The organism is Streptomyces sp. NBC_00322 (genome assembly GCF_036147535.1).
GTDB lineage: Bacteria > Actinomycetota > Actinomycetes > Streptomycetales > Streptomycetaceae > Streptomyces.
This window is the reverse complement of record NZ_CP108019.1, coordinates 2,635,448-2,656,938: the sequence shown is the minus strand read 5'-3', so window position 1 is coordinate 2,656,938 and position 21,491 is coordinate 2,635,448. Positions and strand designations below refer to the sequence as shown.

General features: G+C 67.0%; 16 protein-coding genes. 11 read left to right on the top strand and 5 right to left on the bottom strand.

The window, feature by feature from the left end; genetic code table 11:
* Positions 1-162 precede the first annotated feature (162 nt).
* The 11 genes from eccB (at position 163) to OG905_RS11815 (ending at position 13,212) form a co-directional block, all read left to right on the top strand.
* The gene (eccB, locus tag OG905_RS11865; RefSeq protein WP_328667699.1) at positions 163-1,695 is read left to right on the top strand and encodes a type VII secretion protein EccB; all 1,533 of its coding nucleotides are present in this window, start codon (positions 163-165) and stop codon (positions 1,693-1,695) included.
* A gap of 14 nt (positions 1,696-1,709) precedes the next feature.
* On the top strand, positions 1,710-2,954 hold the full coding sequence (gene mycP / locus OG905_RS11860) for a type VII secretion-associated serine protease mycosin (RefSeq protein ID WP_328667698.1): 1,245 nt from the start codon (positions 1,710-1,712) through the stop codon (positions 2,952-2,954).
* A gap of 163 nt (positions 2,955-3,117) precedes the next feature.
* Entirely contained in the window at positions 3,118-3,666 is a 549-nt protein-coding gene (locus OG905_RS11855; protein WP_328667697.1) for a hypothetical protein, read from the top strand.
* Positions 3,667-3,672: 6 nt separating this feature from the next.
* Positions 3,673-5,400, top strand: coding sequence for a hypothetical protein (locus tag OG905_RS11850; RefSeq protein WP_328667696.1), 1,728 nt, complete (start codon positions 3,673-3,675; stop codon positions 5,398-5,400).
* Positions 5,401-5,425: 25 nt separating this feature from the next.
* A complete protein-coding gene (locus OG905_RS11845; protein WP_328667695.1) occupies positions 5,426-6,688 on the top strand; it encodes a S8 family serine peptidase in 1,263 nt (420 codons plus the stop codon).
* A 102-nt stretch (positions 6,689-6,790) separates the two neighbouring features.
* Positions 6,791-7,153 carry a WXG100 family type VII secretion target gene (locus OG905_RS11840; RefSeq protein ID WP_328667694.1) on the top strand — a complete coding sequence of 121 codons (363 nt, stop codon included), beginning with the start codon at positions 6,791-6,793 and terminating at the stop codon, positions 7,151-7,153.
* A gap of 65 nt (positions 7,154-7,218) precedes the next feature.
* Positions 7,219-7,518, top strand: a complete 300-nt coding sequence (locus tag OG905_RS11835) for a WXG100 family type VII secretion target (protein ID WP_406274478.1) — start codon at positions 7,219-7,221, stop codon at positions 7,516-7,518.
* A 116-nt stretch (positions 7,519-7,634) separates the two neighbouring features.
* Positions 7,635-7,880, top strand: coding sequence for a hypothetical protein (locus tag OG905_RS11830; protein WP_328667693.1), 246 nt, complete (start codon positions 7,635-7,637; stop codon positions 7,878-7,880).
* A gap of 38 nt (positions 7,881-7,918) precedes the next feature.
* Positions 7,919-8,812, top strand: a complete 894-nt coding sequence (locus OG905_RS11825) for a serine/threonine protein kinase (protein ID WP_328667692.1) — start codon at positions 7,919-7,921, stop codon at positions 8,810-8,812.
* 4 nt (positions 8,813-8,816) lie between these two features.
* Positions 8,817-11,054, top strand: a complete 2,238-nt coding sequence (locus OG905_RS11820; RefSeq protein ID WP_328667691.1) for a protein kinase domain-containing protein — start codon at positions 8,817-8,819, stop codon at positions 11,052-11,054.
* A 58-nt stretch (positions 11,055-11,112) separates the two neighbouring features.
* Complete coding sequence (locus OG905_RS11815; RefSeq protein WP_328667690.1) at positions 11,113-13,212, top strand: serine/threonine-protein kinase; 2,100 nt, start codon at positions 11,113-11,115, stop codon at positions 13,210-13,212.
* Between the two features lie 235 nt (positions 13,213-13,447).
* Here the strand turns inward: OG905_RS11815 and OG905_RS11810 are convergent, their stop codons facing one another.
* The 5 genes from OG905_RS11810 to eccCa form a co-directional block, all read right to left on the bottom strand.
* Positions 13,448-14,005, bottom strand: coding sequence for a hypothetical protein (locus OG905_RS11810; RefSeq protein ID WP_328667689.1), 558 nt, complete (start codon positions 14,003-14,005; stop codon positions 13,448-13,450).
* 92 nt (positions 14,006-14,097) lie between these two features.
* On the bottom strand, positions 14,098-16,380 hold the full coding sequence (locus OG905_RS11805; RefSeq protein ID WP_328667688.1) for a hypothetical protein: 2,283 nt from the start codon (positions 16,378-16,380) through the stop codon (positions 14,098-14,100).
* Between the two features lie 11 nt (positions 16,381-16,391).
* Complete coding sequence (locus OG905_RS11800; RefSeq protein ID WP_328667687.1) at positions 16,392-16,892, bottom strand: hypothetical protein; 501 nt, start codon at positions 16,890-16,892, stop codon at positions 16,392-16,394.
* A 35-nt stretch (positions 16,893-16,927) separates the two neighbouring features.
* Positions 16,928-17,512 (bottom strand): hypothetical protein, encoded by a 585-nt coding sequence (locus OG905_RS11795; RefSeq protein WP_328667686.1) that lies wholly within the window; start codon positions 17,510-17,512, stop codon positions 16,928-16,930.
* The gene (gene eccCa / locus OG905_RS11790; RefSeq protein ID WP_328667685.1) at positions 17,509-21,486 is read right to left on the bottom strand and encodes a type VII secretion protein EccCa; all 3,978 of its coding nucleotides are present in this window, start codon (positions 21,484-21,486) and stop codon (positions 17,509-17,511) included. The genes OG905_RS11795 and eccCa overlap by 4 nt, the downstream gene beginning before the upstream one ends.
* Positions 21,487-21,491: the final 5 nt, after the last annotated feature.

Here is a 21,491-nt window from a genome sequence, read left to right as displayed (position 1 = left end):
GTCCGTAATTACCAAATTCCCATGGGCGTTGACCGGGCGATCACCCTACCTGAGCAGTGAGACGGAAGCGCCAGCAGGCATAGTAGGGGGCTGGTACGACGGCGGCCCTGCTCGGTGAGTATGGGAACCTGGTCGCCCGGCGGGGAGAGGGACAGCGGACAGATGGCATCACGACGGGACGAACTCAACGCCTACACCTTCGCGAAGCGAAGGCTGATTGCGCAGTTCGTGCAGCCGAACTCGACCGGTTCGGAAGAAGGTGCGCCGCGCCCGCTGCGTGCGGTGATGCCCGGAGCGATCGTCGGAGTGGTGATCCTCGCCGTCTTCGGGGCGTGGGGCATGTTCAAACCGGTAGCACCCCAAGGGTGGGACAAACCGAAAGAGAACGTGATCATTGCCAGCAAGTCCACCACGCGCTATGTGGTGTTGGAGACCAACGGCAAGCGGCAGCTCCACCCCGTCCTGAACATGGCGTCCGCCAAACTCCTCCTTGACCCGGACAAGGGCAAGATCATCAACGTCTCCGAGTCGGTACTCGACAACGGGAAGATCCCGCACGGGGCAACCCTCGGCATTCCCTATGCCCCCGACCGGCTGCCCGACGCAGGGGAAGCCGGCGGAGCCAAGCGCTGGGCGGTCTGTGAGCGCCCGGGCGAGGGCGGCAGGGCGATTCAGAAGGCGGCATTCGTCCTCGCCGAACGCGAGTACAAGAAGACCGAAGGCGCAAACCGTCTGAGCGGCGGTGAACTGCTGTACGTGGAGGGGCCCGCGCCCGACCAGACCCGCTATGTCGTCGACGCCGAGGGCAAGGCGTATGCCGTGGCGAAGGACGAACTCCTGCTGCGCCAGTTGGTGGGTCAGGGCCGTGCACCTCAGCGGGTGTCGGCCGCCTGGCTGGACACACTGCACAAGGGCGACCCCATCAAGTTCCCGAAGGTGACCGGCACTGTGGGCACTGACGCCAACGTGCCCGGTGACCTGGAGCCCGAGCTCAACAAGGTGGGCATGGTCCTCATGGCGACGGACGGCACAAGGAACCAGCAGTACGTGGTCCTGCCCGGCCGGGTCGCCCCCGTCTCGGACTTCACCGCGAAGCTGCTGCTCAACAGCAAGGAATCGATCCAGCTCGGCCAGGCCGGCCGGGCGAAGCCCGTCAGCGCGGCCACCTTCCAACCGGGCGAGGCCTTCGGGCAGAACAACGACTGGCCGGAGCAAGCCCCGAAGCCCGTCAACTCGGCGAGCATTGCCGACGGCAGTCGCAACACCGTGTGCAACGTTCTGCGCACGGTGGACGGGGCCAACGGCGCCACCACGCTCAGCACTTGGGCCGGCACCGACTTCCCGGCGATCCTGCCGACCGGTTCGAGCAGCGCCTACGTCACTCCCGGATCGGGTCTGCTGTTCCGGCAGTTCAAGGGCTCCACGACCGGCTCGGGCTTCCTCTTCCTGGTCACCGACACGGGACTGCGTTACGCGATGCAGTCCAACGGAGACACTGCGACCGGGGATTCAAGTATCGGCTCCTCCGGCTCGGCGAAGGAGAAGGAGGCGCGGCAGCAAGAGGCCCAGCAGGCCCAGAACCGGCTCGGCTACAAGAGCGTCGATCCGGTGCCGGTTCCCGCAGCGTGGTCCTCGTTCCTGCCGACCGGACCGCGCCTGTCGACCGGAGCCGCCATTCAGCCCCAGGGTTCGTGAGGGCGGTGGCAGACATGACTGACACGTACCGCCGGCTCCTCACCGCTGCGGCCGCCACCGCAATCACCTTCATAGGCCTGCCGGGTGCCCCTGCGGCCGCTGACTCGGGCACTCAGTGCACCTTCCCCGGGAAGAAGTACGAGGGCCGCCCGTGGGCGCTGCAGCGGGTCCTGCTGGACGAGCTGTGGAAGCAGTCCACCGGCAAGGGGGTACGGGTCGCGGTCATCGACACCGGCGTCGACGTCAAGAACCCGCAGCTGAGCCGTGCGGTGGACGTCAAGAGTGGCGTGAACCTGCTGGACAAGAACATCAAGGACCAGAACGGCAACAAGATCGAGCGGGGCAAGGAGGACGGCACCACGGACACGGTGGGCCACGGCACCAAGGTTGCCGGAATCATCGCTGCCCGCCCCGCGAAGGGCACCGGCTTCGTCGGGCTCGCTCCGGATGCCACGATCATCCCGATCCAGCAGAACGATGCCGAGGGACACGGCACCGCCGAATCCCTCGCGAGGGCCATCAACCACGCGGTCCAGGAGAAGGCCGACGTCATCAACATCTCCCAGGACACGGCCAACGCCGTGGAGCCCACCCTCCTGCTGAAGCAGGCGGTCGACAGGGCGCTGGCCAAGGAGATCGTGGTCGTCGCCTCCGCGGGCAACGACGGCCTCGGCGGCAATGTGAAGAAGACCTACCCGGCCTCGTATCCCGGCGTTCTGGCCGTGGCCGCGTCCGATCGCAACAACGAACGTGCGTACTTCTCCCAGTCGGGCGAGTTCGTCGGCATCGCGGCTCCCGGTGTGGACATGGTCACCACCGTCCCCGGGGGCGGCCACTGCGCGGACAACGGCACCAGCTTCTCGGCGCCGTATGTCGCGGGGATCGCCGCACTCGTCAAGAGCAAGCACGACAAGTGGACGCAGAAGCAGATCGTCGCCCAGCTCCAGCAGACGGCCGAACGCTCGATCGCGGGCCACGACCGCCTCGTGGGATGGGGTGTCGTCGACCCGGTGCGCGCCCTGACCGAGGACGACAAGCCCATCGACCAACCGGTCGCCCACGAGGGCGTAACCAGAGGCGAGGCACCGACCCCGGCCGAACTGCACCTCGGCGAGACGGCGGATGAACGCAACGCTCGCCTCGCGACGTATGTGGTGGTGGGCGGAGGCGTCCTGGTCGCGGCAATCGCCGGTGGCGCGGTGGCACTTCGTGACGCGCGACGGCGTACCAGGCGGATCACGGGGGAGGCGCGCGGCTGAGTGATCGACAGCAACAGATCGGACCTGGCGGGGAACGTTGCAACCGCATAGGCCTCTTGGGACGTCACACCTGGAGGCCGGGCGAAGTCGCGTGACGGATAAGACACTTGGGGCTGTCATACCCAGTGGCTAGACTGGTATTTGCGCGATCAGTGATGTGCGAGTGACCACGATCGCAACGTGTGACAGCTGGAGCAAACGGGGAGGAACGGGCATCGTGCTCGATGGCGGTGGTGGCGGCGGGGGCGGCACGTCCGGTGGGAGTGACCTTGAGCGCGGCGTAGGGGCGCTGCAGCGATTCCAGCAGCGGGTGATCCAGCTGCTGGGGGACCTCGAGGAGGGCGCAGCCGGCAAGACAAAGGTTGCCGCCCAGACGGTTCCTCGTGGTTCTTTCAGTGACAGCAGCATGACGTTCCACGAGGCGGACGAGTTCTTCCGCCAGTACAACCGAGTCCATTCCGAGCTGGTCTCGCTCTCCAAGTCACTTGGCGATCAGATCCAGATGTTGCGCATCGCTGTGCACGGCGCGGAGGTTGGCTTCGACAACCTGGAAGAGGACATGCGGCGGCGCTTCCATTCGATCCAGACCCGTGTTCTCCAGGAGCAGCAGGCGCAGCAGGAGAAGCAAGACAAGGCGCACGGGGAGAAGAGCGGCGTGTCCGAGCAGCCGCGTGACGAGCGCAAGAAGACCCGTTCGAAGGACCTGGGGTGATCGCTGATGGGTGAGAAGAAGAAGGAGCCGACCCCCGAGCAGCAGCAGGCTCAGGACACAAAGCAGATCGAGTCTCAGTTCGGCGCAGCTGATGCTCTTGAGCGCGTTGCGACGATGATGGAGCACATCGGCTTCGGCCCCGGCAGTGGACCGGGTGGATTCTTCGGCACGACGGACTTCGAAGAGGCCCAGCTCAATGCGATGCTCGACCTCGTCGAGAAGTCCAACCCGGCGGACCTGGAGAATGCAGGCGACGCTCTCGTGAAGGCGAAGAGTGCCCTCAACAACGCTGCCAAGGAGCTTGCCGACTACGTCAACAAGGTCGAGTGGAAGGGCGAGGCCGCCAAAGAGTTCGAGCGGTTTGGAACGGCGCTTGCCGAGCACGCCTATGCGCTGGGCCGGTTCGCCAATGCTGCCGGCACGCAGATGCAGGTCGCGAGCACGGGCCTGACCTCGGTGAAGAACTCCATGCCGCGGGAGCGTGACACTCGGACGGTCGCGAAGAAGCCCGAGGCGTTCGCGCTGACCCCGGGTAAGGAGACCAACCCGGAGTACACCGAGGCTGTAAAGGTGGAGAAGAACCGCCAGGAGGCCATCAACCAGATGAACCGCCTGGCCTCGTTCTATGCGGTATCCGAGGCGTCTCTGGCGGGGCAGGAAGCGCCGAAGTTTCCCAGGATGCTGAAGGCAGATGTGCCTCCGCCATCGGATGGTGGTAGTTGGCGGGGAGTCGAGTCAGGCGACACTGCATCACGCGTTGACGCTTCAGACTCCACCAGCCATCAAGCGGCGCCTCGGCGAGCGGAGACCAACGCTGCAACCGACACGTCTCGAGCTGAAGCCATCGGCACGGCTACGACCGTTCCGGACCGAAATACGTCGGTAGAGATCGACAGCGTCACGGCACCGCCGCCTCCCACCACGAGTCCTGCTCCTGCTCCCTCTGCCGCCGGACCTACAAGCCCTGGGGGAGGGTCTGTTCCTCCAATGACCAGCGGGTTCGCCAACCCTGTGAAGGGTGGCACACCGCGGTCGACGAGCGCGTCTGGTATGTCGAAAGCAGGTGGACAAGGCACCAGCTCAGTCGGACGACCGGGGGCCGGGGGGAGCCGGAACGGCGCGGCCGGACGTCCCGGTCCCGTCGGGCGGCCGGGGGGCGCCGGTAGCAGCTCCTCAACGACAGGGCGCGCTGGAGCGGCCCGCCCGGTCGGCGCCGCAGGCCAGAATCCCGCAGCCGGTCGGGCCGGTACGGCAGGCTCCCCAGCGGGCCGTGGAGGTACGGGTGCGACAGGTTCCCGCGCAGGTCGTGGGAACGGGATCGTGGGCGGTAACCCGCAGCGTGCCGCTGGAGGCTCTTCAGGATCGCGCCTACCGAGGGGAACGGTCGTCGGTGGTGAGGGAACGACACAGGGACGTACCTCCACAGGAAGGACCAGCCAGCAGGGAGTCGTCGGCGCGAAACCCGCGAACGGCGCAAGTCGGCCTGGAGGGCGGGGAACAGCCAGCTCGAACGGCGTCGTTGGCACGCCCCGTGGCAGCGCCTCTGGGTCACGACCCGGCACAGGAGGCTTCACACAAGGGGGCGCGGGCCTCGTGCGCGGCACGACAGGGAGAAACCAGCCCGAAAACGAGGAGCAGGAGCACACCGGATCAGCGCGCCCTGACTACCTGACGGAAGACGAAGAGACCTGGGAGGCCCGGCGGCGTGGCGCTGTGCCTCCTGTGATCGAGTAAGTATAGGGAAGGTTCGGAAATCAGGATGGCGGCAGGAATGAGCCAGGCCCGGAAGCGTAGTGAGCCTCGCGTTGTGCGGCGTGGACTGCTTTGTACGCTGGCGGCGACGGCCGCTTGGACCGTGGGTATCTCGGGTATGGCGCCGGCCGCCGTTGCCGGGGACGTGCAGTCGAAACAGTGGTACCTGGACGCGATGCACGCCGAGGAAGTGTGGAAGAGCGCTACTGGCGGGGGAATCAAGGTCGCTGTCATTGACTCGGGCGTCAACTCGTCCACGCCTTCGCTGAAGGGGCAGGTCCTGAAGGGGTTTGATGCAACGGACGCGCCTGGGGAGGCAACGGACGACTATAACGGGCATGGGACGACCATGGCCGAACTGATCGCCGGTACGGGTGCGGGCGGCGGTCTGCGCGGACTGGCACCCGGCGCCAAGATCATCCCTGTGCGAGTTGCGGATGGCGGATTCGCGGGCAAGCACAAGGTGAATGCCTGGGATGAAGCGGATGCCATTAGAGCGGCGGCCGACAGTGATGCACGCATCATCAACATGTCGTGGGGTACTGAGTTCATGACTCCTCGCGAGCAGGAGGCGGTCAAGTACGCAGAAACTAAGGGCAAGTTGTTCTTCGCTCCCGTCGGTAATAGCGCCAAGAAGGGCAACAAACCGGAGTACCCTGCCAGCTATCGAGAAGTAGTCGGCGTCGGCGCCTCCGACCGTGATGGCCAGGTAGCCGACTACTCTCAGCACGGGGACTTCGTGGACATCGCCGCGCCCGGTAACGACATCCCGCGCTGGTGCGACGCGAACTTCAAGCGCTACTGCGACGGCGACGGCGGAACCAGCGCCGCCACCGCCATCGCTTCCGCTTCCGCCGCCTTGGTCTGGTCCGCTCACCCTGACTGGACCGCAAACCAGGTCCTCCGCGTCATGTTCGAGAGCGCTGCCCGGCCGGAGGGCTCGAAAGCGGGCACGCTCAGCAACTACCTCGGCCACGGCATCGTCCGCCCAGGTGCTCATATCAACCGAGGCCTGGGCAAGCCCGGTGCCCCGAACCTCAGCCCGCTGACCAACGAGAAGACACCTGTCTCGGCTGCCTCATCCGCCCCCTCTGCACCAGCTTCGTCACAAGCCCCGAAGGGCAAGCCGGGCGCAGACGCAGTCGTGGCAGGCTCTAGCAAGAAGGCTGAAGACGATGGCCAGTTGGGCCTGATCCTCGGCGCCGCGGCAGCCGTAGTCGTCCTCGCGGCCGGAGCCTTCGCCGTACTCCGCAGGCGCCGCAGCGCCTGATTACGGCTTCCTTCAAACCACTCAGCCCACCAAGCCGTCGCGCCGGACGCACGCACCGCCACGACGCAATCCATAGAAAACACAGGGAAGGAAGATCGACACATGGCAGTCCAGAAGGTTGGCGATCAGAGCCTCAAGGATTTCCAGGACGAAATCTCGAGGAACTTCGAGGACGTCAAGGGCCAGCTAAAGACCCTCCAGGGCGTCATCGACGGCGTTGAGGGCCACTGGAAGGGTGTCGGCGCCGGCGCCTTCGACGCCAAGCAGACTGAGATCAACCAGGGCATGGTCCGCATCGCCAAGATGCTGCTCAACTTCCAGGAAGCGATTCAGGTCACCCGTACCACCGCCGGCAACACCGATGACGAGGTCTACCAGGCCCTGCACGGGGTTGACGTGACCGCCGGCTTCTCCGGTGACGCAGGTGCGACCAGGGCGGCGACCTCGAACATCGCCGGCTACTGACAGACCCGTCGGCATCACGCGTTATGTAGCCAACACACCAGTCACAAGCGGAAATTGGAGGACCCGTGGCTCAGCAGAACGACGGCGTCATGGTCGTCACCTACTCGTCCCTGGACGAGGCGGCGAGTCAGATCGAGAAGCAGGCGGCACGCCTGGATCAGAGCCTTGAGGCCATCCAGACGAAGATCCGTGGCGTTTCCAACACCTTCGAAGGTGAAGCCAAGACCGCGGCGGACGCTGCTCACAAGAAGTGGGACACCGAGACGCGGGCTATTCACCAGGCCCTGAAGGGCATCGCGAAGGCAGTTCGCGAGGCGGGCCCCGCGTACCAGGCGGGCGACAAGAAGGCTGCCGGCAACTTCTAAGAGTTGTACGGCAGGATAGGCAACAGGGTGGGCACGCGCGGGAGGTGCCCACCTCTGCTTTGCCTGGTGCGTGAGTGGGCTCACGCGGCTCAGCACCTACACGGGGGAAATTGCGCATGGAATGCCTACGCCACGACGACCCGTCACAGATCGGGTCCTACATCACCCTGGCCCGGTTCGACGCAGGGGGCACCGAAGGGACCGTTCCCGACCGCCGCTACTTTGCCCGCAGCGGCTACGGCGATCGCACGGTCTTCGTGCCCATCCCGCGTATCGGCGTCGACCCGCGCCGCTGGGCGGTTGAGGCGGAGAGGGACGCCGGCCAACACCTCCCGGGCAAGCCGCACTCAGGCAGTCGGTAGGCTCTGCTGCTGTTGTCTTGTCGACGGGGGATTCGCACATGGAACGAGCACGCCTCGATGCTCCACGGCAGATCGGCCCGTACTACCTGATCACCCGGCTCGACCCGAGCGGCCCCGGCTTCCCGCCCGCCCCTGAGTGCCGCTTCATCGCACGCAGCGCGGACGGCGACCGTACGGTGCTGGTGAGCGCTCCTCTCGAAGGCGTCCATGCTGGCCGCTTCCTCGTCGAAGCCGACGCGGCCCGCCGTCTGCTGGGCCCCTGGGTCTCGCCCGTCTCCGAAGTCTCTTCTGCGTCTTCGACTCCCTGGTACGCCTCCCCCTATCTCCCCGCGCTTCCGCTCCCCGTGGCACTTGCCGTCCACGGCGGGCCGCTGCCCGAGCGGACGGTACGGGCGCTGGGCGCAGCCTTGGCCGAGACGCTGGTGGGCGCGCACGCCACGGGCATCACGCACGCGGGCCTGTCCCCCGCGGCCGTGCTCATGGCGGGAGACGGCCCGCGCCTCACATGCTGCGGGGCGGTCCGCTCGGCGGCCCCGGACGGCGAACAGCGCACCGGCCGCCCGGGGTTGGAGCCGGGCAGCCTGCCGCCCGAGCAGGCATCGGGCGGCCGCCCACGCCCGCCGGGCGACCTCTACGCACTGGGAGCGGCCCTCGCTTACGCCGCCACCGGCCATACGATGCCCGAGCGCTCCGAACTCCCCCACTCGCTGCGGGGATTGATCTCCGCCTGCCTAACCCGGGACCCGGCTGACCGGCCCTCCGCGGCCACGCTCCTCGCCGAACTGGCTCCCGCGCCCCCACATGCCACAGTCGTGAGCTCGGCGGGCTTCCTGCTGACCCCGGGCTGGCTGCCAGGCCGCATAGTCGCGGCGATCGCCCGCCAGTCCTCCGAAGTACTCGCTGCCGAACTCCGCATCTCCCCCAGGAACTGACGCGATGCTGTCCCCTCTCACCCACGACGACCCTGCCCAGCTCGGCGCGTACCACCTGATCGCCCGCCTGGGCAGCGGCGGCATGGGCACGGTTTATTTGGCCCGTTCCGCCGGCGGCCGTACCGTCGCGCTGAAGACAATGCACGCGGGCATCGCATCGGACCCGGCCTTCCGCACCCGTTTCCGCCTGGAAACCGACGCGGCGCGTATCATCGGCGGCCACCACGGAGCAACGGTCGTCGACGCGGACCCGCTGGCCGAAACCCCTTGGTTGGCAACGGAGTACGTCCTCGGTCCGCCCCTCGACGACGCTGTCGCCCTTTCAGGCCCGCTGCCCGAGCCGTCGGTCCGGGCGCTGGGCGCAGCCCTCGCCGGAGCTCTCGCCCAGCTCCACGGCTCCGACGTCGTCCACCGCGACCTCAAGCCCTCCAATGTGATGGTCACGGCATACGGCCCCAAGATCATCGACTTCGGCATCGCCCGCGCGGCGGGCGACGACCGTCTTACACGTGCGGGGGCGGCGGCCGGCACTCCCGCGTTCATGTCTCCGGAGCAGGCGACGGGCCAGGAACACACCCCAGCCGGTGACGTGTTCGCCCTGGCGGGAGTCCTGGTCTTCGCAGCCAGCGGCCACGGCCCCTTCGGCTCAGGCCAGCCGGCCGACCTCCTCTACCGCGTGCGCTACGCCGAGCCCGATCTGACGGGCGTCCCGGGCGACCTGGCCCCGATCCTCCTGCGCTGCCTGTCCAAGGACCCCACGCAACGCTCCAGGACGACGGAGCTGGCATCCCTTCTGCACGACGGCCAGGGCCATTTCGCGGATCACCTGCCCGACCTCCTGCTGGCGGACATCGCCCGCCGCGCCACCGCGGTCTGGCAGCACCAGCCGTACCGGCTCCCCACACCAGCGGGTGCGGCACCCACGGCGGCTGATCCAGTTACCCGGGCCCTGGTGCGCCGCAAACTCCTGACCCTGGGCGGAGGTTCGGCGCTCGGTGTCGCGGCCGCGGGCTTGGGCGCTTGGGCCTGGCTCGGCTCCCGGCATGCCTCCTCCGGCTCCGGTGGCAAGCCCCGCCCGAGCAGCGCGGCCCACGGTCCCGGGAAGCCGAAGTCGAAGCTGCGCGACTACCTCTGGCAGGTCCAGATCCCTCCCTTGGACGACATCGACTACAGGATCTACCCGGCGGCCGATCCCTTCCCTGTCGCTCTGGGCGATCACGTCATGCTCGTGATCGGCACGGGACTGGCTGCCGTGGACCCCAAGACCGGCAAAGGTGTTTGGACGACCACCGACGGTGAGGGCACATGGCGCGTCGCCACGGAGGACAAACAGATCTTCCGCATCGCCGACCACGGGTTTTTCCCCCTCACGGGCGGAGTCAAGCCCCTGGTCGTCGACTCGGTCGACGCGGCGACAGGAAGGGCGGCAAAGCCACGGCAGACCTTCCCGGACTTCAACGTCCTGCACATGGAGAGCCAGTTGATCTGCTGCGCCGATGACATGCTGTATTTGGTCGGCGGCACGGGCGGGTACGTTCGTACTGGCTATAAGAGCGGCCAATCCTGGTTTCTGGTCGCCGTCGACATGCGCTCGGGAGCTGAGCGCTGGCGTCGCCGCCTCCCGCCGCACAAGATCGACACCCGCAGCCCGCACTTCCTGGCGGGCCGGGTCGTCGGCAACCGGCTGGTGCTGCTCCAGGAGACGGCCGCCGAAAGGGTGACGCTCGCGGTGCACGACTCCCGTACGGGAAAGCCCCTTTGGTCCGCCCCCGCGACCAACGCCGCGCCAGATCTGGTCCGGGGCCTGCTGACCGTGGACGACCGTCACGTCTATCTGGGATTCGGCTCCCTGCGGGCTCTGCGCCTGACCGACGGCAAGGAGGCGTGGAGCCTCGCCAAGAGCCACCCCGACACCGCCTTCGGGCCGCCGGCCGTCAAGGACGATGTCGTGTACGCGGTGCAGGACAAGCAAGGACTCGTCGCCGTTGGCGCGGCCGACGGGCGGGTGCGTTGGCAGGAGAAGGGCGGCGAAGGCGTGAAGGCGGACCGCACAGACCCCCCGGTGATCGGCACGAAGTACGTGTACAGCAAGGGGCCTTCGGGCCTTCGGCAGATCGACATCTCTACGCATACGACGACCGCCACCTACAAAACCTCCGGCACCCGCTTCATCGCCCACGAGCGCGCTCGGATCGTCTTCGCCCAAGGCGGCCCGCTCATCGCGGGGTACCCCCTGGAGTGAGCAGGCCGGCACTGCGCCGGCAGCAATCACACCTCCGACCAACTCCCGGGAAAGCCCCATGAAGCCACTCAGCACCGGTGACCCGCTCCGCCTCAGCCCGTACCGCCTCCTCGGCGTGCTCGGCGAGGGCGGCATGGGCAAGGTCTACTTCGGCCAGGACGGCACCGGCCGCCCCGCCGCCGTGAAGGTGCTGCGCCCCGAACTCGCTCACGACCAGCACCTCGCACAGCGCTTCGTACGCGAGGCCGAGATGGCGCAGGCCGTCACCAGCAAGGGCGTGGCGCGCGTCCTGGGCTCGCAGACCGAGGGCGGCCGCCCCTGGATCGCCACCGAGTTCCTGGCGGGTCCGACGCTCGACGAGGCGATCCTCGCGTACGGCCCGATGGACGAGCCGACGGTACGCGTCCTCGCCGACGCCCTCTCCCGTACGCTCCACGATATCCACACTGCCGGCCTGATCCACCGCGACCTCAAGCCCGCGAACATCGTGCTGACGTCGTCGGGCCCGCGCGTCATTGACTTCGGCATCGCCCGCCCCGAGCACGGCCTGACCCTCACCACCACTGGCCAGACCCCCGTGACGCCCGGATACGGCGCGCCGGAACAGATCCTCGGCCAGCGCGTCGGCCCGCCTGCCGACGTCTTCTCACTGGGCGCCGTTCTCGTGTACGCGGCGAGCGGCCGCCGGGCCTTCGATGCGGGCCACGTGGCAGCCGTCCAGTACGAAGTCGTCCACGGCGAACCCGACTTGAGCCAGGTCTCCGCAGAACTCCAGCCGCTGATCGGCCCCTGCCTGGCGAAGGACCCCGCCCTGCGCCCGGGTCCCGGACAGGTCGCGGCCGCGTTCACACCGCCCAAGGGCTCGGGCAATGTGTGGCGAAGCGGCCCGTTGGCGGCCGACATCAAGACGCGCGAGACAGACATCCGCCGCCTGACCACCACCGTCGACGGGCTCCACCCGGTCTCTCGCCGCCGCCTGCTGACCACTCTCGCGGCAGGCGGCACGGTCCTCGCGGCGAGCGGCGGCGTGGGGGCGTGGTGGTGGCTGCGGGACGACACCGGGACGGGCACCGGCACGAACTCGAAGGGCATGTTGGACCCCTTCGACATCCCGCCCGCCGTACAGGCCAAGCAGGCGAAGCAACTCGACCCGGACAAGGGCGAGTACATCGTCGGCAAAGCCCCGAAGCCCCTGTGGGGCCCTCTGTCGGTCGTCGCGGAGGACACACCCGTGCCCCTGACTGTCGGCGACGTCGTCGTCATCGGGGTGAAAGCGGGCGGAGTGGCGGCTTTCGACATGGTCACCGGCAAGCAGCGCTGGAGGGCCACGGACGCCGTCGCGTCGAGCCGCTATCTCTCCCTGTCCGAACGGCTGGTGGCCCTGGTCGACGCCAAGGGCACGCTCATGACCTACGTTCCCTCCTCCGGTGCCCCCAAGTGGACCGCCCCCGCCGAGGCGATCTCGCTTCTCGCGAACGACGACGACGCGGTGTACGTCGCCACGAAGGACGGCCGCCTGCGCTCCATCGGCCGCTCCGACGCGAAGATCCGCTGGACCGCCACAGTTACCGTGAACCTCCGCACGAAGGTCCACGCGCTGGGTATCGCGGCCGCCGGGCGCCTGGTCCTCTGCACGGCCGAGGGAGACGTCCTCGCCGTCGATACGTCCGACGGCCGCAAGGTCTGGGACCGCCTGAAGCAGTCGGACGAGGTCCTGCGCCCTGCACACCAAGACGGCGTTGTCTATCTGGGCGGTAAGACACTGACCGCACTGAACATCGTCGACGGAAAGGAGCTGTGGTCGGTCCCCGCCGGCAAGGACTCTCAAGGCGACTCGGAACCCTGGCGCAGTCCAACGGCCTACCCCGGCATGCTCTTCGCCTCCCACAAGGACTGGCCCACGCGCCTGGACCCCCAAACGGGCAAGTACCTGTGGAGAAGAGCCAGCGGCGAAAGCCCCATGCTGATCCAGGGCGGCGGCGTCTGGGTCATCGAGACGGACGGGTATTCGCCGAAGGTCAATGGCCTCGACCTCAAGTCAGGAAGCACCCGCATGGTGTACCAGACGGGCGAGGGAAACCGCTGGGGCGTCGCGGTCAGTGGCAACCGCGTGTTCGTCCACGACTCGCACTCACTGACGGCCCTGCCGGTGTTCTGATCCGCCTCAGGCCGAAGGCTTGGGATCGTCGACCAGGCCGACGAACTTCGATCGCTGCGACCGCGTCTTCCGGGCTCCAGTTGCGACAAGGGGCTTCCGGCGCCGGGACTTACGTAGGCAGGGAGCCGCGTCTCGCTCTGTCCGACGAGAAGCCATACTTGGTGAGGCGCTCGTCGTCTCGAGTTGTCGAACGCGTACCCGGTTCCCCCGGCTGACGGGCGGGGGGAACGGACCCTTAGGCGTCCGTGCACTCCGCACTCTTTTGCACCGACTCCGTGTAGTCGGTAATGAGACCCTTCATCGATTTTGCGTCGTCACGGCCCGATGCATATACCTGTATGGCTGTGAACATCGCCTGTCCCTCGAAAGCCGGATCCGCGCAGCTCTCCGTCCTGCCGACCGCGCCGGTGCCCGAGTACAGGTAATTGCCGCTGCTCTCGGAGCTGTCCAATTCCACATGTGCATGGGCGAATGCCACCTTCGTGATGCGCTCGTCCTTCTCCCACCATTCCCGGCTCGCCACGACAGCCAGTTGTCCGTCGACGCTGACGTTGCAGCGCTTGGTTCCCTCGACAGGCGTGGTGTCCTTGACCGAGACCTTCGAGCCCGGCGGCAGGAAAGGTGAGAGCAGATCGGCCCGAACCTTCGCACCGCACAGGGACGCGGGTACGGCGTATTCCCTCTCCTCACCGTTCGAGCAGCCGGTGAGTACACTCGCGACGACCACGGCAGTCGCGACGGGGACGACTCCGCGAAGAGCGCGCGTGAGACGTTCGGCGGCTGAGTTCTTCAACGAGATGTCCTCTTGGCTCGTTGGGGGGGGCGAATCGTTGGGGGCGGCTGGTCGAGCGTGAGTGACTCGGCCTTCCCTGACGGGGCAGCACATCAGATTTCCGTCCGGAGCTCCGGCGCGACCTGGTCCGCGTAAGTGCCGGCACTGAGATAGCCGTCCCGTGACCCCGTGCGTGCCCACTCGCCGATGTCTCCCGACTCGGGAAGATGATGGGCCTTCGCAGCAGCTTCGGCGGCGTTCCGAGTGTACTTGAGATTGCTGTCCTGGCCGTTTTCCCAGTTCTCACCCATTTTCGCACCGGCCTCGTCCTTCGCCTTGCCCTCGGCGTCCTGGAAAAGCTCCTCAAGGATCATGCTGCTCACGGTGCTTGCGCCACCACCGACGGCAGCACCCACGACCGGGCTTGCGATGAATGAGACTCCCACGCCGATTCCCGTACCGACGCCGCCCGAGATACCATTCTTCCACTGCGCCACGGACTGATCATAATTCTTGTCAGCCTCGTCCGCAGGCCCGGCAACCGCTTCCTGGCGACCCACGTTGAGCGTTCCTGACACCTCACCCGATGCGTGAGCGATTTCGCTGACGAGGAGCTGCTTGTTCTCGGTATAGCGCTGGTCCGCCGACAGATCCGGGTTGAGGTGGTAGTCCATGAGGTTGGCCATGTAGGCCTTCTGACCCACTTCGACTGCGGCGTATCCCTCGGGGTCCTGACCGACTGTGAGCAGGATACGCGAAACATCCCTGTGGTCCATCACGGCTTCGGATCCTGCGATCGGGAACAGTTTCTCGATCCTTGCGCGGGCCTCTTTGTCCTCCGGATCGGTGTCCGTGGTGGCCCGGTTGATGTCCGGCAGATACTCGGACGCGATCTGCCCGATGCTGTCCGACATGTACCCGTGCTTCGTGAGACGCTCGTTGTCGTCGGAGATTGAGTGGACGAGATTCTCCATGAGCTTGGCCTGCTCCGCGTTGTGCGGCGGCGTGTCGACGGTGGGCAGCTCGCCGGCTGGGTGACCCGTCGTCGCCGCTTCCAGGGCCAGTGCCAGGTTGTTGCGGCCCTCGATGCTGTCTTCCCGTTCGCTGTCCATCTCCGGCGGCCAGTCGCGCTCCTCGAAGAGGTAGTCGAAGTTGGAGAGCTCGTCCTTGACCTCCTTCCCGTCTTTGTCCTTCGTCTTGAAGTCGTGATCCTCGTCCTTCGTGACAAAGTCGTCGTTGAAGAAGTCGGTGGCAGCATCAGGGCTGTTGGACAGCGCCTTCAAGAAACCGATCATGGGGTCATGCCCGCTGTCTGTGCCGGTACGGTTGAGATCCGGGTCCATCCCCATCGGCGACCACACGGCCGCCCCGTGGCGGCCGTTGCTGGTGTGCTTCTTCTCGGTGTCCATCAACGCGGAGCCGTAGTCCGTGAGGAACCTGTCCTCGAAATTCCCCCAGCGCATGAGGTTGCTCATCACCTGGAAGCCCATGGGCCCGCCGTTCTTGTGCACGGGCTGGCTGCCGAGGTTCGTCATGTCGACCCGCCATTGGGACATCTCAGGCGTGTCCGCCTGGGAGGCCGTGGCAAGCGTGAGGCTGAGGTTCTTCTGCAGATCGTCGAGCTGTTCGCGGCGTTCGGTGTAGACGTCCCGGTTCTTGTAGGGGTCGGTGATGTCGGTCCAGAACTCCAGCGTTCCCTGTGCCTTGAGGGTCGAGGCGAAGTGTTCGGCGAAGATCTCATCGCCGGAGTACTCCTTCAGCCCGGCATTGAGCTCGTCGAACTCCTTGACCGTCAGATCCTCGGGATTCTTGCCGGCCAGCGCGGCCAGCCTCTCCGCCTTCTTGATCGCGGCGTCTGCCGAGTCGCGGTCCTTGTACACGGCCCCGGAAAAGCCGTAATCCGTGAGGTCAACGAGTGCCTTGAGGGCTTCGGAGGCGGAACTGTCTATCCGCGTGGCCTCCTTGAGAATCCTCTCAAGTTCATCGCGCAAGTCATTGGCATCCTTCTGACCCGTGGAGCTCTTCGAGTCCGGATTCTCGTCGACACGGAACCCGCTGCCCTCTGCCTTGACCGTCAGATGCTTCCCGCGTCCCCGTTCGATAGCTTCCTTGAGCAGGCGCTGCTGTGTCTTCAGCTCGTCACGCGTATCCTGAAGAATGTCGCGAATCGACTTCGCCTGCTTCTGCGCGTCGTCGAACTCGCCCGCGGTCTTGCCAATGAACTCGCGGGAGACCGTGGCGTTGTAGCCGGCCCAGTTGGCCTTGAAGGCCTTGCCTCGGAGTCCTTCCCGTGCGTCTTTCTCCAGCTCTTTGAGCTTGGTGAGCATGCTCGTCCAGTCGGTGACCGTGTCATCGAGCAGCTTGAAGTTGGCCGAGTGAAGGGCTTCGAAATCCATGAGGTTTACCCCTAGTCCTTCTCGTCCTTCTTGTCCTTCTCGCCGTACACCGCGTTCTCCTTGCCCGGCGGTGCGTACGACTCGTCGAAGCCGCTGTCGAGTGTGTAGATGCTGCTCACGTGGCGCTCGATGAAGATCTCGTCGCCCTGGTGCGCATTCTTGGTGAAGTCCATGTGGTTCGAGATGAGCGCGCAGGCGTCCATGACCGAGCCGAGCTGCTTGTCCCAGCGCAACGAGACATGTGACAGCGCCCCGCCGAGGGCGAAGCCCTGGGTTGTGAGACTCGTTCCGGCCGAATCGGTGCTGGTGACCCGCGCTTCCGTCCACAGCCGGTTGTACAGCTTGAACGCCTCGTCACCGATCGCGGCCAAGTCCTTCTGGTTGACCTGGAGATCACCCTGCGGGCTGCCCGCGTTGGGCCTGTCCTCCGGCGGTAGCCCGTTGAGCTGCATCCGCGTCGACTCCCTCACAGCCGCCGACGCCTTCAGCTGCTCCCACTCGTCCCACGCCATCTGCGGGTCCTTCCCCCGTGCGTACCGATGGACGGTCACATTCCGCCCAACCTATTGATGTGCTCCGACTGCTCGCAAGCGCTGTCCGTGACATCGGTTTTGAGGCCGTACATGAGGTTGCCCATCGCATACGCCTGTTTGGACTGGCCGGGCATCGGCGTCACCGTCAGGCAGATCCCGTCCACTGCGTAGGGCTCCTCGTCCCCGGACTTCGAGGCGAGGGTTGCGATCGGGTCGTTACCCGGACCCTGGAGCCTGGGATTGATGAACGAACCCCACGAGCCTTCGCGCTCGAGCCCTGAGAGCTTGTACCGACCGTCCTTGGCCGTTTCCAGATCAGCCGCCACCGACTCCACACGTTCGAGGATCTCGCCGTGATCCGGACCGGAGTCGAAAACACCTTCGAGGCGAAGCATGCCCACGCACTGCCATGCCAGGAACGCAGCGACGCCCACCAGCGCCACCCGGCGCCACTTGAAAGAAGCCGGCGACGGCTCGTGTTGCTCCGGGTTGTCGAAGCGTCCGGCTTGGAAGTGCCACCACAGCTTGCGGTGGTCCACGAGTGCAAAGGCGAAGAACGCCAGCGTGAACAGGGCCGTGAAGACCGCCGCACCGATCACGAGTGAAGGTCTGTGGCCATGAGCCCCGTCTGAACCAGCGGATTCCCCCGCTGCCGCGAGACGAAGATGCCCCGTCCCGCTGGCATCGGGCGCATCCTCGCGCCGCCGAGTACGTCTCCCTCTTGCGGGTCACCCGAAAGGAGCACACCCTGCGCGCCCAGTTCCATCATCCGCTGCATGAAGGGTTCGTACGCGGCGCGGCTGGCTCCGGCCCCGCTGCGGGCGATGATGAAGCGGACGCCCACGTCGCGTGCGAAGGGCAGCAGTTCCGTGAGCTTGCCCAGAGGGTTGCCGCTCGACGTGGACACCAGGTCGTAGTCGTCCACGACCACATACACCGACGGTCCCTGCCACCAGCTGCGGTCCCTCAGCTGCTGTGCCGTGACATCCGCCGACGGAGTACGGCGCTGCATCAGATCTTGCAGCGCGTCGACGTGGTGGTCCATGTTGTTGGACATGGGCACGTACTCGGCCAGGTGTGTGGCCGGGGTCGCGTCCAGCAGTGCGCGACGGTTGTCGATCACGAAGAGCTTGCAGGAGTTTCCGTCGTACCGCTCGGTCAGCTGCTTGATGAGCAGCCGCAGCAGATTGGACTTGCCGGACTCGCTCTCGCCGAAAACGAGGAAGAAGGGGTCGCGCTCGAAGTTGACGAAGACCGGTTCCAGGTTGTTCTCGTCGATGGCGAAGGCGACTCCGCGCTCGGGATGAACAAAGCCCGCCGGAAGGCTGTCCACCGGTAGTTCGCGCGGCAGCAGTCGCACTGCTGGGGCTCCCGGTGCCGTCCAGTGCCGGGTGACTTCCTGTGTCATGGCCGCCGTGGCCTCTGACAGGTCGCTGTCGGAGTTGATGCTGTCGATCCGCGGCACGGCTGCCATGAAGTGCAGCTTCTCCGGGCTCAGACCGCGTCCCGGTACGCCGGCGGGGACGTTGACGGCGGCCTTGCGGTCCAGCTCCGAGTCCATGGTGTCGCCGAGCCGCAGCTCCAGCCGGTTCATCAGGTGGTCCTTGAGGTTCGCGCGGACCTCCATCGAGCGCGAGGCCGTGAGGATCACATGGATGCCGTAGCCGAGACCGCGCGCCGCGATGTCCAGGACCGCCGGCTCCAGGCCTTCGTAGTCCGTACGGAAATTGCCCCAGCCGTCGATGACCAGGAACACATCACCCCACGGCTGTTCCGACACCGAGATGTCACCGCGCCCCCGCAGCCTGCGGAAAGTTCCGATGGAGTCGATGCCCGCGCTGCGGAAGTACTCCTCGCGCCGCGACAGGATGCCGTACACCTCGGCGACCGTGCGCCGTACCCGCTCAGGATCGAGGCGGGACGCGACCCCGCCGACATGCGGCAGGCCGGCGATCGAGGACAGGCCGCCGCCACCGAAGTCGAGGCCGTAGAACTGCACTTCCTGCGGCGTGTGCGTCAACGCGAAGGCCGAGATGAGCGTCCGCAGCAAGGTCGACTTGCCCGACTGCGGGCCACCGACGATCTGCATGTGGCCCGCCGCGCCGGAGAAGTCCCGGTAGAGCGTGTCACGGCGCTGCTCGTACGGCTTGTCGACCACACCCAGCGGTACGACGAGACGGCCCGCGCCCTCGAACCCGGGCTGCGTCAGCCCGCGGCCCTCCACACCCGCGAGTCCCGGCAGCAGCTCGTCCAGCGGCGGCGGGTTGTCCAGCGGGGGCAGCCATACCTGGTGGGCCTCCGCGCCCCGCCCCTCCAGCCGTCGCACGATCACATCGAGTACGGAGTCGGCCAGCGCGTCGTCCTCCGCCGCACGCGCCTCCGGCACCTGTGACTGAGCGGTCGGCTGGACGTAGCGGACCGGCACCGGAGCCGCCGTGAACGGCACGGGCCTGCGGTCCACCGGAAGCGGACCACCAATGGCGGCGGACTGCTGAGGACTCGTGCGGTACACCCCGGAGACGTACGCCGCCTTGAACCGCACCATCTCGTCAGTGCCGTACTTCAGATACCCGGAGCCGGGAACGTTGGGCAACTGGTAGGCGTCGGGCACGCCCAGCGCCGCGCGCGACTCGGCCGCGGAGAAGGTCCGCAGACCGATCCGGTACGACAGATAGGTCTCAAGCCCGCGCAGCCGGCCCTCCTCCAGGCGCTGCGAGGCCAGCAGCAGATGGACGCCCAGCGAACGCCCGATGCGTCCGATCTGCACGAACATCTCGATGAAGTCCGGCATGGCGGTGAGGAGTTCACTGAACTCGTCGATGACCAGAACGAGTGACGGGATGGGCTGCAGCGGGGCACCCGCCGCGCGCGCCTTCTCGTAGTCGTGGATGTTGGCGTAGTTTCCCGCGTCGCGCAGCATCTCCTGCCGGCGGTTGAGCTCGCCGCGGATGGAGTCGCCCATGCGGTCCACCAGCGTCAGGTCGTCCGCGAGGTTGGTGATCACCGCGGCGACATGCGGCATTTGGGACATGCCGGCGAAGGTGGCGCCGCCCTTGAAGTCCGCGAGGACGAAGTTCAGCGTCTCGGAGGAGTGCGTGACAGCCAGGCCGAGTACGAGCGTGCGCAGCAGCTCCGACTTGCCGGAACCGGTCGCACCCACGCACAGCCCGTGCGGGCCCATACCTTCCTGGGCCGCCTCCTTCAGATCCAGCATCACCGGCGTGCCGTCTTCGCCGACGCCGATCGGGACGCGCAGCCGCTCGGCCTGGGAGCGCGGGCGCCAGGTGCGGCTGACGTCGACGGACGCCGCGTCGCCCAGATTCAGCAGATCGGTGAAGTCGAGGTTGGCGAGCAGCGGTTCGTCGTCGTCCCCGCCCGAGGCCATACGAAGAGGGGCGAGCTGCCTGGCGAGTGCCTCGGCGGCCTCGCGGCTCAGCCGGTCGGGCGTCCCGTCGTACACCAGGCCGTGTCCCGACTCCAGCCGGAGCGAGTCCGGCTGCACGGTCACGGACAGGCTGCCGCGCGCCCCGGTCACCTCGCCCGGTACGACCTCGATGACGGTCACGCCCTGCAGACCCTCGGCCGCCGCCAGCGCCGATACGGCGGGCACCGACTGGCCGTCGAGTACGACGACGATGTGCGGCTGATCCATCAGCGGTTGGCCGCCGCCCTGGAAGCGGGGACGGCCGTCGAGCCGCCCGGCGAGCATCTCTTCCAGATCCCGTGCGTCGGTCGTGATGAGGCGGCGACTGCCCGCTCCGTCACCGGCCCCGGGGGCCTGGACGTGCGGAAGCCACTTCGCCCATTCCCACTGCGGGGCTGCCTCGCGCCCGGCCGCGATGGCGATGACCAGGTCTTCGGGGGAGTGCAGGGAGGCGAGCGAGCCGACCATCGCGCGGGCCGTGGAGCGGACGGACTCCGCGTGGCCGCTCACCGTCAAGTGATAGAAGGCGCGCAGCGAGACGGCCATGGGCAGGCCGTCGAGCGTGCCGTGTGCCGTCAGGAACTGCGCCATCGCACCCGCGGTGAGCGGTTCCAGCTCGTCAACGGGCGCTGTGTCGGGGGCGATGATCGGGGTCGCGAGCTGCTGGCTGCCCAGGCCGATGCGCACCTGCCCGAAGTCGTCGTCGCCCACGCGGCGTTCCCAGACGCGGCTTCCTTCGGCGACCAGCGCCCACAACTGCTCCGGGGACGGGTGCAGATAGAACTGCGCGTCACGCTGCAGGTGCGCGGTCCGCAGAACCGCACGCCGGGTCTGTGTCAGGTACTTGAGGTAGTCGCGTCGCATGTCGGCGAGCTGCCCCTGGGTGCCGCGCCGGTAGCGGACCAGCATGGCGATGCCCATGCCGACCGTCGACGCGATCATCACCATGCCCATGATCCGCATGATCGGATTCGGGGTCATGAAGAAGAAGACGACAGAACCGCCCATCCCCAGCATCGGCAGCAGCTGCATCAGCGCCCCCTCCTGCTGCCCTCGTGGCAGCTCGGGCGGGGGTTGCAACTGCACCTGCTCGCCGGGTACTTCGGAGGGCAGGGCCCGAGGTGGGCGCTTGACGACGATCTGGCTCACAGCTC